General features: G+C 69.5%; 1 protein-coding gene. It reads left to right on the plus strand.

Annotation, left to right across the window (positions count from 1 at the left end; all coding sequences use genetic code 11):
- Nucleotides 1-816, plus strand: an 816-nt coding sequence (locus tag ACXAHD_RS32255; RefSeq protein WP_475055195.1) for an RNA-guided endonuclease InsQ/TnpB family protein, incomplete at both ends; no start/stop codon positions are given.

The raw sequence follows: 816 nt of genomic DNA on the forward strand, positions 1-816 counted from the left end.
GGCGTTCGGATGCGCCCGGGTGGTGTTCAACGACGGGCTGCGCGCACGGCGGACCGCCCACGAGCAGGGCCTGCCGTACATCTCGGACGCCGAACTGTCCAAGCGGGTCATCACGCGGGCCAAGGCGACACCGGAACGGGCGTGGCTGGGCGAGGTGTCGGCCGTGGTGTTGCAGCAGGCCCTCGCGGACCTCAACACCGCCTACCGCACCTTCTTCCACTCCGTGTCGGGCAGGCGTAAAGGCAGCATGGTGGCACCGCCGAGGTTCCGGTCCCGTAAGGACAACCGGCAGGCGATCCGTTTCACCCGCAACTCCCGGTTCACGGTCCTGGACAACGGTCGTCTGCGGCTGCCGAGGATCGGCGACCTCACGGTCCGCTGGTCCCGGATACTGCCGTCGGACCCGTCGTCCGTGACGGTCATCCGGGACGCCGCCGGGCGGTACTTCGCCTCGTTCGTCGTGCAGACCAGCGAGGACGAGCCGCTGCCCGAGGTGGACGCCGAGGTGGGGATCGATCTGGGGCTGACGCACTTCGCGGTCATGTCCGACGGCACGAAGGTCGCCGCACCCAGGTTCCTGCGCCGCGCGGCCCGCAAGCTCAAACGGCTGCAACAGGCCCTGTCGCGCAAACAGCGGGGCAGCAACCGCCGTGGGAAGGCCGTCGTGAAGGTCGCCAGGGCGCACGCCCGGGTGGCCGACACCCGGCGGGACTGGCAGCACAAGCTGTCCACGACGATCATCCGCGAGAATCAAGCGGTGTACGTCGAGGACCTGTGTGTCGTCGGTCTCGGCCGGACCCGGCTGGCGAAGTCGGT

The sequence above is a fragment of the Micromonospora sp. ABR4_055 genome (assembly GCF_056160425.1).